This is a genomic window from Stenotrophomonas sp. S39, assembly GCF_016624665.1.
GTDB lineage: Bacteria > Pseudomonadota > Gammaproteobacteria > Xanthomonadales > Xanthomonadaceae > Stenotrophomonas.
In genome coordinates this window covers 1-9,430 of sequence record NZ_JACVTT010000126.1, presented here as the reverse complement: position 1 = coordinate 9,430, position 9,430 = coordinate 1, and the positions used below count along the sequence as shown (strand labels likewise).

The 9,430-nt window shown below is 67.9% G+C and carries 4 protein-coding genes; 1 reads left to right on the top strand and 3 read right to left on the bottom strand.

Features of this window, described 5'->3' with window-relative positions:
• Window positions 1-50: 50 nt before the first annotated feature.
• From IAE41_RS20630 to IAE41_RS20620, 3 genes are all read right to left on the bottom strand, one after another.
• Entirely contained in the window at window positions 51-3,173 is a 3,123-nt protein-coding gene (locus IAE41_RS20630; protein ID WP_200734388.1) for an efflux RND transporter permease subunit, read from the bottom strand.
• Between the two features lie 31 nt (window positions 3,174-3,204).
• Window positions 3,205-6,438, bottom strand: coding sequence for an efflux RND transporter permease subunit (locus tag IAE41_RS20625; protein WP_079223830.1), 3,234 nt, complete (start codon window positions 6,436-6,438; stop codon window positions 3,205-3,207).
• Window positions 6,439-6,512: 74 nt separating this feature from the next.
• Entirely contained in the window at window positions 6,513-7,754 is a 1,242-nt protein-coding gene (locus tag IAE41_RS20620) for an efflux RND transporter periplasmic adaptor subunit (RefSeq protein ID WP_200734387.1), read from the bottom strand.
• 185 nt (window positions 7,755-7,939) lie between these two features.
• Here IAE41_RS20620 and IAE41_RS20615 point away from each other — a divergent pair, with 185 nt between their 5' ends.
• Complete coding sequence (locus IAE41_RS20615) at window positions 7,940-9,259, top strand: M20 family metallopeptidase (protein ID WP_200734386.1); 1,320 nt, start codon at window positions 7,940-7,942, stop codon at window positions 9,257-9,259.
• Window positions 9,260-9,430: the final 171 nt, after the last annotated feature.

The following is a 9,430-nucleotide window of genomic DNA, read 5'->3' as shown; positions in this document are numbered from 1 at the left end:
GGGGGGTTGGGCGGCCGGGGTTTGGGCGGGCGGGGGCCCGGCACCTCCCATCATGCCCGCTGCGCGCGCTTGAGCAGCTTTGCTTCGCGCTTGCGCGCGCGGCGTGCCCGCCAGCGTTCGGCCAGGCACGAGAAGATCACGTACAGCGCCGGGGTGCTCAGCAGCGTCAGGCTCTGCGAGAACAGCAGGCCGCCGATCATCGCGATACCCAGCGGGCGGCGCAGCTCCGAGCCCTCGCCGAGGCCGATCGCCAGCGGCACCGCCGCCAGGATCGCCACCATGGTGGTCATCATGATCGGGCGGAAGCGCACGATGCTGGCCTCGCGCGCCGCCTCGCGTGGTGCCAGGCCATGCTCGCGCTGCGCCACCAGGGCGAAGTCGATCATCATGATCGCGTTCTTCTTGACGATGCCGATCAGCAGCACCAGCGCGATCATCGAAATGACCGACAGTTCGGTGTTGGTGCCGAACAGCGCCAGCAGCGCGCCCACGCCGGCCGCCGGCAGGGTGGACAGGATCGTCACCGGGTGGATCAGGCTCTCGTACAGCATGCCCAGCACCAGGTACACGGTCAGGATCGCCGCCATCACCAGGATCAGCATGTCGCTGGGGTCGGAATTGAAACCGAAGCCCGCATCGTCGGCCAGGCGGATGTCGCCCGGCATGCGCATGCCTGCCACCGTCGCGTCGATGATCGCCTTGGCCTCGCCGGCACTGACGCCCGGTGCGAGGTTGTAGCTCAGGTCCATCGTCGTGTACTGGTTTTCATGGGTGATCTGCGACGGCGCCAGCCCCGGTGCCTGGCGGGCCACCGCGGTGATCGGCACCATCTCGCCGCTGCGCGCCTTCACGTACACCTCGTCCAGCGCCGCCGGCGTGGCGGTCTGCGACGGCAGCGCGTTGACCACCACGCTGTACTGGTTGATGTCCGAGTAGATCGTGGAGATCTGGCGCTGGCCGAAGGCCCCGTACAGCGCGCCATCGATGGCACCCACCGAGATGCCCAGGCGCGCGGCCTTGGCCCGGTCGATCTCGATGTTCTGGCGCAGGCCGGCGTTGTCGACGTCGGTGCCGACATCGCGCAGCTTCGGGTTCTTCTTCAGCGCCGCCTGCAGCTTGGGCAGCCACTCCTGCAGCGCGGCCAGGTCATTGCCCTGCAGCGAGATGCGGTACTGCGCGCCCTGGCTGTTGCCGCCGCCATCGTTGCTGGGCAGGTCCTGGATGGCCCGCAGGCGCAGCTGCAGGTCCGGGTAGCGGTCGGCCTTGGCGCTCAGGCGGGCCAGCGCATGGGCGGTGGTCTCGCGGCGGCCTTCCTTGCGCGACTTCAGCTCGACGTTGAACTGCGCGCTGGAACCCTGGCGGCCACTGCCCAGGCGCACGCCCACGGTCTTCACCGCCGGGTCGGCCATCAGCATGTCGGTGATGCGGCGCTGGCGGGCCACCATGTCCTCGAAGGAAACGGTGGCGCTGGAATTGGCGCGGCCCCAGATCAGGCCGGTGTCCTGCGGCGGGAACGCGCCCTTCTTCACTGCACCGAACAGGAAGATGGTGACGCCGATCAGGATCAGCGGGGTGAGCGAAAGCAGCAGTGCATGGCGCAGCGAGAAGTCCAGGAACACCGTGTAGATGCGCAGCATGCGGTCGTGCCCGGCATCGAGCCAGCGGCCGAAGCGCGACGGTGCGGCGGTGTGGTCGTGTGCGCTGAGGAAGCGGCTGCACAGCGCCGGGGTCAGGGTCAGCGAGACGATCATCGAGACCACGATGGCCGCCACCAGGGTGACGGTGAACTCGCGGAAGAACGCGCCCATCATGCCGCTGGCAAACAGCAGCGGGATGAACACCGCCACCAGCGAGGCGGTGATGGAGACGATGGTGAAGCCGATCTCGCGCGCGCCGGTGAAGGCCGCCTGCAGGCGCGGCACGCCCTCGTCGAGGTGGCGCATGATGTTTTCGATCACCACGATGGCATCGTCCACCACGAAACCGATCGCGATCACCAGGGCCAGCAGGCTCAAATTGTTGAGGGTGAAACCGAGCGCGTACATCACCAGCGCGGCACCGGCCAGCGACAGCGGCACGGTCACTGCGGCGATCAGCGTGGGCGCCAGCCGGCGCAGGAACAGCGCCATGGTCAGCACCACCATGGCCAGGCTGATCAGCAGGGTGATCTGCACTTCATGCAGCGACGAACGGATGGTCGGCGTACGGTCGAAGTACGGCGTCATGGTGGTGCCGGGCTGCAGGTAATCGCGCAGCGCGGGAATCTGCGCCTTCACCCGGTCCACCGTTTCGACGATGTTGGCGCCGGCACGGGTGAACACGTACATCACCACGGCCGGTTTGTGGTTGAACCACGCGGCCTGGTAGGCATCCTGCTGGCCGTCGTAGACGTTGGCGATGTCCTTCAGGCGGATCACCCGGCCATCGCCCTGGGTCTTGACCACCAGCTCGGCGAAATCGGCGGCGCGCGCCACCGAATCGTTGGCGATGATCGCCGTGGTGGTGTTGCCGTCGCTGAGGAAGCCGGTGGGCGAGGTCACGTTGGCCGCACGCACGGCATTGCGCAGGTCGTCGGCGGTCAGGCCGAGGGCGTTCATCAGGCGCAGGTTGACGTCCACGCGCACGGCCGGCGTCGAGGCACCGGCGATGTCCACCGAGGCCACGCCGCTGATCTGGCGGATGCGCTGGGCCAGCAGCGAATCGGCGACGTTGTACAGCTCGTCGGCCGACTGCGTCTGCGAGGTCAGGGCGATGGCGATGACCGGATCGTCGTTCGGGTTCGCCTTCTGGTACATCGGCGAACCCAGCCCCGAGGGCAGGTCGGCCTGTGCCGAGTTGATCGCGGTCTGTACATCCAGCGCGGCCGAATCGATGTCGCGGTCGGTCTGGAAGATCATGAAGACCAGCGAGCTGCCTTCCGAGCTCGACGAGCGCATGCGGTCGATGCCCGGCAGCTGGCCGAGGTGGCGTTCCAGCGGCGCGGTCACCGTGGAGGCCATCGTCGCCGCATCCGCACCGGCCTGGCTGGCGTGCACGAAGATCACCGGGATCTGGATGTTCGGCAGTGCCGACACGCCTAGCCGCAGGTAGCAGATCAGGCCGATCATGAACAAGCCGATGGCCAGCAGGGCAGTGCCGATCGGGCGGCGGATGAAGGGGCCGGACAGGTTCATCGTGCGGCCCCCCGCAGCAGCGGGGCGTGGATCATGCCTGCGGCTCCTGCAGCGTGCCGTCACGCAGGGCGCGCTGCTCGCGGCGGCGGGCCAGCCACTCGGAGAAGCGTTCCATGTACAGGTAGATCACCGGCGTGGTGTACAGGGTGACCAGCTGCGAGAGCAGCAGGCCGCCGACGATGGCGATGCCCAGCGGGCGGCGCAGCTCCGAACCGATGCCGGTGCCCAGCGCCAGCGGCAGCGCACCGAGCATGGCCGCAGCGGTGGTCATCATGATCGGGCGGAAGCGCAGCAGGCAGGCGCGGCGGATCGCTTCGTGCGCGTTGGCACCCGCACGGCGCGCTTCGATGGCGAAGTCCACCATCATGATGCCGTTCTTCTTGACGATGCCGATGAGCAGCACGATGCCGACGATGCCATCCACCGACAGGCTCAGCCCGCACACCATCAGCGCCAGCAGCGCGCCGACGCCGGCCGGCGGCAGGGTGGAGATGATCGTGATGGGGTGGATGTAGCTTTCGTACAGCACGCCCAGCACGATGTAGATGACCACCAGCGAGGCCAGCAGCAGCCACACCACGTCGGTCTGGCTGCCGGTGAATTCGGCCGCCTTGCCGATGAACTCGGCATGCAGGTGGGCCGGCATGTCCAGGCTGTCCTTGGTTTCCTGGATGGCCTTGACCGCATCGGACAGCGAATAGCCCGGGGCGATGTTGAAGGACACCGTCACTGCCGGCAGCTGCTGCTGGTGGCTGACCACCAGCGGCGCGCTGGTGACCTTGCCTTCGGCCAGCGCCGACAGCGGGATGATGTTGCCCGCACCGACGGTGATGCCGGTGTTCTGCGCGCCGATGCCGGTGGCAGTGGACGAGTTGGACGAGGTGACCTGGCCGAAGCTGGTGGCGTTGGTGCCGGTGAGGGCGCCTGCACCGTTGGAGGCCACGGCCAGCTGTTCCATCAGCGCGGTGCTGGTGCGGAACTCGGGCGCGACTTCCAGCACGACGCGGTACTGGTTGAGCTCGGTGAAGATGGTCGAGATCTGGCGCTGGCCGAACGCATCGTAGAGCGTGTCATCGATGGTCTGCATCGGCACGCCCAGCACGCTGGCCTTGTCGCGGTCGATGTTCAGTTCCAGGGCGCGGCCCTGGTTGGACAGGTTGTTGTCCACGTCGGCCAGTTCCGGGCGCTTGCGCAGCGCCTCGGTCAGGCGCGTGGCCTGGGTGGCCACGGTGGCCGAATCCACGTCTGACAGCGAGTACTGGTACTCGGTGGCGGCCACGCGGGTATCCAGGGTCACGTCCTGCACGGGCTTGAGGTACAGCGCCACGCCGGGGATGCCGGCCACGGCCTTCTGCAGGCGCGGCAGGATCTCATCCAGGCCGTCACGCTCGCCGCGTTCCTTCAGCACGATCGACAGCTGGCCCTGGTTGAGCGTGGGGTTCATGCTGCCGGCGCCGATGAAGGCCGACACGCCGGTCACGTCCGGATCCTGGCGCAGCGCTTCGGCCACCTGCCTGGTGCGCTGCTCCATCTGCGGGAAGGCGATGTTCTGGTCGGCCTGGACCACGCCGGTGATCAGGCCGGTGTCCTGTTCGGGCAGCAGGCCCTTGGGAATCAGCACGTACAGCAGCACGGTGAGCACCAGTGCGGCGCCGGCCACGGCCAGGGTCAGGCGCTGGTGGCCCAGCACCCAGTCCAGGCTGCGCTCGTACAGGCCCACGGTGCGCGTCCACAGGTTCTGCTTGCCGGCCGCCGCGGCGCGCTCATGCGCGTCCTCGCCCTCGGGCAGGGCATCGGGCTTGAGCAGGTAGGCGCACATCATCGGGGTCAGCGTCAGCGAGATCAGCATCGACAGCACGACGGCGATGCTCAGCACCCACGCGAACTCGTGGAACAGGCGGCCGGTGACGCCGGGCATCAGCAGCAGCGGCAGGAACACCGCCACCAGCGAGACGGTCAGCGACAGCACGGTGAAGCCGATCTGGCGCGCGCCGATCTCGGCCGCTTCCTTGCCACTCTTGCCCTGCTCGATGTAGCGGACGATGTTCTCGATCATCACGATCGCATCGTCGACCACGAAGCCGGTGGCCACCACCAGCGCCATCAGCGAAAGGTTGTCCAGCGACATGCCGGTGAAGGCCATCACCGCGAAGGTGCCGGCCAGCGACAGCGGCACCGCCACCGAGGGAATGATGGTGGCCCAGAACCGGCGCAGGAACACGAAGATGACCGCCACCACCAGGCCGATGGTGAGGATCAGGGTGAACTGCACTTCGTGCACCGAGGCGCGGATGGTCTCGGTGCGGTCGTTGAAGATTTCCAGGTGCACGTCGGCCGGCAGCACGCCCTGCAGCTGCGGCAGGATGGCGCGGATGCGCTCGACGGTCTGCACGATGTTGGCGCCCGGCTGGCGGCGCACTTCCAGCAGCACGGCCGGCTTGCCATCGGCCCAGGCGGCCAGCTGGTCGTTCTCCACGCCGTCGATCACGTCGGCCACGTCGGACAGCCGCACCGGGCGGCCGTTCTTGTAGCTGATGATGGTGTCGCGGTACTCGGCGGCGCTGGCCAGCTGGTCGTTGGTGCCGATGCTGTAGGACTGGGTCTTGCCGTTCAACGAACCCTTCGGCGCATTGACGTTGGCCTGGGTGAGCGCGCTGCGCAGCTCCTCCATGGTCAGGCCCATGTTCGACAGCTGCGCCGGGTTGACCTGGATGCGCACGGCCGGGCGCACGTTGCCGGCGATCGACACCAGGCCCACGCCCTGCACCTGCGACAGGCGCTGGGCGAGGATCGAGTCGGCGTAGTTGTTGACGTCACGCAGCGGGCGCGTGTCCGAGGTCAGCTTGAGGGTGACGATGGCCGCATCGGCCGGGTTCACCCGGTTGTAGACCGGCTGGTAGGGCAGCGAGGAGGGCAGGGTGGCCTGGCGGATCGCCGCCTGCACGTCCTGTGCGGCGATGTCGATGTCGCGGTCCATCGAGAACTGCAGGATGATCGTTGACAACCCCGCCGAGGAATCGGAGGTCATCAGTTCCAGCCCGGAGATCTGCCCGAACTGGCGCTCCAGCGGCGTGGTCACCAGCGAGGCCATGGTGGTCGCGTTGGCACCCGGGTACTGGGTGGTGACCACCAGGCTGGGCGCATCGATTTCCGGCAGCGCCGACACCGGCAGCTTGCGGTAACCGAGGATGCCCAGCAGCAACAGGCCCGCCATCAACAGCGAGGTAGCGATGGGACGGCGGATGAAGATCGTCGAAAAGCCCACGGACTGATCCTTGCTGGCGCTTCAATGGCAGCGCCGGCTACGAGGCCGGCGCGAAAGGAAAGGGTGGCCTGCGCTCAGCGCGGGCCACCACCACGACGGCCACTGCCGCCACTCTTCTGTTCAGCGGCCTTCAGTTCGGCCTCGGTCGGTGCCGCCGGCGTCTCGCCCGGCTTCAGCGCGGTCACCTTGCTGCCTGGCTTCAGGCGGAACTGACCTTCGCTGACCACGCGCTCGCCGCCTTTCAGGCCTTCGGCGATCTGCACCTGGCTGTCGCCCACTTCCACGCCGCTGCGCACGGTCTGCATCTTCACCGTGTTGTCGCCCTGCACGACATACACGTACTCGCCGTCCGGGCCACGCAGCACCGCCTGGGTGGGGATGACCACGCCGCCGCCGATCGTGCGCAGCTGCATGCGCACGTTGACGAACTGGCCCGGCCACAGGCCGTTGTCGGTGTTGTCGAAGATCGCGCGGGCCTTGAAGGTGCCGCTGTCGGCGCTGATCAGGTTGTCGACCACGTCCAGCTTGCCGTCACCGGACAGCACGTGCGAATCGGCGCGGTCCAGCGCGGCGACCGGCACGGCACCGGCGTTCTGTGCCTGGCGCACGTCGCCGAGCTGGCGCTCGGGCAGGTTGAACAGCACGTGGATCGGATGGATCTGGGTGAGGGTGACCAGCGCGGTACCGGCGCTGACCACGTTGCCGGCGTCGACCGCGCGGATGCCGGCGATGCCCGAGATCGGCGCGGTGATGCGGGTGTACTGCAGCTGCACCTGCGCGGCACGCGCGCTGGCTTCGTTGGCGGCCACGGCGCTTTCGTACTGTGACACTTGGTTTCGCTGTGTATCCAGATCGGTCTTGGCGACGAACTGGCGGTACTCCGGCGCGTTGGAGCGCTGGTAGTTGGAGCGGGCGGTAGCCAGCAGCGCCTCGTTCTGGCGCTTGGCGGCCACGGCCTGGTCGTAGCTGGCCTGGGCGCTGCGCGGGTCGATCTGTGCCAGCAGGTCACCCTGCTTCACTTCCTGGCCCTCGCGGAAATTGAGGCTCATCAGCTGGCCGCCGACCTGCGGGCTCACCGTCACCGTGTTCATCGCGGTCACCGTGCCCAGCGCGCTGGCATACACCGGCACGTCCTGGCGCTTGGCATCGACCACGGTCACCGGCACCGGGCCGGCATCGGGATCCTCACCGCCCTGGCGCGCACCTGCGGCCTGGCCACCGGCCTTGTCCTTGCCGCCACCGAGGACGCGCACGCCCACCACCGCCAGCACCAGCACTGCCACGACCAGCAGCACGATCTTCCAAACACGTGACATTCAAGGACTCCAAGAGGGCTGGTCGGGGCGGACCCCGGGTGGCAATGCGCAAAGCATACCTGTGGCCCGCTACGTTTCCTGCATGACGTATGGGACGGGCGCTAAGACCGGGCGCAGCGAAGGAGGTTCCCGTAGCGGCGGTGTTGGCCTACATTCAGGTGCAGACCCCTTCCGTGGAGACCCCGATGCGCCGTTCGCTGCTGCTGTCCGCCCTGCTGCTGGCCCTGCCGGCCCTTGCCCACGCCCAGCAGGCCGAGCGCCCGGAGGTGACCGCCGCCGCGCAGCGCCTGCAGGCCCAGGTGGTGGAGTGGCGCCGTGATTTCCACCAGCACCCGGAACTTTCCAACCGCGAGGAGCGCACCTCGGCCGAGGTCGCCAAGCGCCTGCGTGCGATGGGCCTGAAGCCGAAGACCGGCATCGCCCACCACGGCGTAGTGGCGATCATCGAAGGCGGCAAGCCGGGCCCGAAGATCGCCCTGCGCGCGGACATGGACGCGCTGCCGGTGACCGAGCAGACCGGCCTGCCGTTCGCATCCAAGGCCACCGCGCAATACCGCGGGCAGACCGTGGGCGTGATGCATGCCTGCGGCCACGATGCGCACACCGCCACCCTGCTGGGCGTGGCGCAGGCGCTGGTGGCGATGAAGAAGGACCTGCCCGGCCAGGTGATGCTGATCTTCCAGCCCTCCGAGGAAGGCGCGCCGCCGCCGGAAGAGGGCGGTGCGGCGCTGATGCTGAAGGAAGGCCTGTTCGCCGACTTCAAGCCGGAAGCGGTGTTCGGCCTGCATGTGTTCTCCAGCGTGCAGGCGGGCCAGATCGCGGTGCGCGGCGGCCCGCTGATGGCAGCGTCGGATCGTTTCGGCATCAAGGTGATCGGCCGCCAGACCCACGGCTCGGCACCGTGGAACGGCGTGGACCCGATCGTGGCCACTGCCGACCTGATCGGCACCGCGCAGACCATCATCAGCCGTCGCACCAACCTGTCCAAGCAGCCGGCGGTACTGACCTTCGGCGCGATCAACGGCGGCATCCGCTACAACATCATTCCGGATGAAGTGGAGATGGTCGGCACCATCCGCACCTTCGACGAGGGCATGCGCCAGCAGATCTTCGCCGACCTGCGCAACGTGGCCGAGCACACCGCGGCCGCGCACGGTGCCAAGGCGGTGACCGACATCTACGAAGCGGAGGGCAACCCGGCCACGGTGAACGACCCGGCGCTGACCGCGAAGATGCTGCCGAGCCTGCAGGCGGTGGTGGGCAAGGACAACGTGTACGAGCCGCCGCTGCAGATGGGCGCGGAGGATTTCTCGCTGTACGCGAAGGAAGTGCCGGGCATGTTCTTCTTCGTGGGTTCGACCAGCGTGGGCATCGACCCGGCGACGGCGCCGGCGAACCACTCGCCGAAGTTCCTGTTGGATGAGAAGGCGTTGGACGTCGGGTTCCGCGCGCTGATGCAGGTGAGCCTGGATTACTTGAACGGTGCTGCTACCCCGGCGGGGTGAGGGTTCCGGCAGGGCTTGCAGCCCTGCACCCGCAGAATCAACGTCAACTTCAAAAGCTGGCTTTCCGTGGGATGGCGGGGTGGGTCCGGTTGAGGGGGACGCCGTAAATACGTCCATGTAGGCTTGGTCGCGGCATCCATGCCGCTCACACCCCCTCAACCGGACCCACCC

What these genes read in the sequence shown, in the direction of transcription:
- IAE41_RS20630 (WP_200734388.1), bottom strand. Translation starts at nt 3,173, where the DNA reads ATGAACCTGTCCGGCCCCTTCATCCGCCGCCCGATCGGCACTGCCCTG.
- IAE41_RS20620 (WP_200734387.1), bottom strand. Translation starts at nt 7,754, where the DNA reads ATGTCACGTGTTTGGAAGATCGTGCTGCTGGTCGTGGCAGTGCTGGTG.
- IAE41_RS20615 (WP_200734386.1), top strand. Translation starts at nt 7,940, where the DNA reads ATGCGCCGTTCGCTGCTGCTGTCCGCCCTGCTGCTGGCCCTGCCGGCC.